1 protein-coding gene is annotated in these 1019 nt (G+C 74.5%); it reads right to left on the reverse strand.

Annotated elements, in window-relative coordinates:
- Positions 1-1019, reverse strand: a 1019-nt coding sequence (locus ACYVE7_RS34580; protein ID WP_460370852.1) for an acyltransferase domain-containing protein, incomplete at both ends; no start/stop codon positions are given.

The following is a 1019-nucleotide window of genomic DNA, read 5'->3' on the forward strand; positions in this document are numbered from 1 at the left end:
AGGCGAGGGCTACGGCGGCGACGGTCTCCCGCTCGTCGGCGCGGCCCTCGCGCAGCAGCGGCAGGAACGCGGCGTCCGCGTCGGGGTCGGTGAGGCAGTCGCGGCCCATCGCCGACAGGACAGGATCGGGGCCGAGCTCCAGGAACGTGGTGACCCCGTCGGCCTCCAGCCGGCGCACGCAGTCCTGGAACCGGACGGGTTCCCGCACATGCCGCACCCAGTGGTCGGCGTCGGGGACGACGGGCAGGCCGGTCAGGTTCGACACCAGCGGAATGCGCGGTGTCCGGTGGGTCATCGCCTCGGCGACCCGCCGGAATTCGGCGAGCATCGGCTCCATCCGGGCGGAGTGGAACGCGTGGGAGACCGCCAGCGTCCGGGTCCTGCGGCCGTCGGCGGAGAAGACGGCGGCCACCTCGGCGAGCACGTCGGCGTCGCCGGAGAGGACGACCGCGCGCGGCCCGTTCACGGCGGCCAGATCGACCTGCCCGGTGAGGAACGGTGTGACCTCCTCCTCGGTGGCCTGGATCGCGAGCATGGCCCCGCCGGGCGGGAGCTCCTGCATCAGCCGGCCGCGGGCCGCCACCAGCAGGGCGGCGTCCTCCAGGGACAGCGCCCCCGCGGCGTAGGCGGCGGCCAGTTCGCCGACGGAGTGGCCTGCCACGTGGTCGGGGGTGATCCCCCAGGACTCCAGCAGGCGGAACAGGGCCGTCTCGACGGCGAACAGCGCGCACTGGGCGTACCTGGTCTGGTCGAGGAGGGCGGCTTCGGGGGTGCCGGGTTCGGCGAACAGCACGTCCCACAGGGGTGTCTCGAGCTGGAGGTCCAGATAGCCGATCGCCTCGTCGAGGGCGTCGGCGAACACCGGGAACGCCGCGACGAGGCCCGCGCTCATCGCCAGGCGCTGGCTGCCCTGGCCGGAGAAGAGGAACGCGGTCGGTCCCGACGGCGCCGTGCCGTGCGGTACGGGTGAAGTCCCCTCCGCCAGCGCGGCCAGCGCGCGCACGGCCTCGTCGCGGTCG

The sequence above is a fragment of the Actinocorallia lasiicapitis genome (assembly GCF_054778695.1).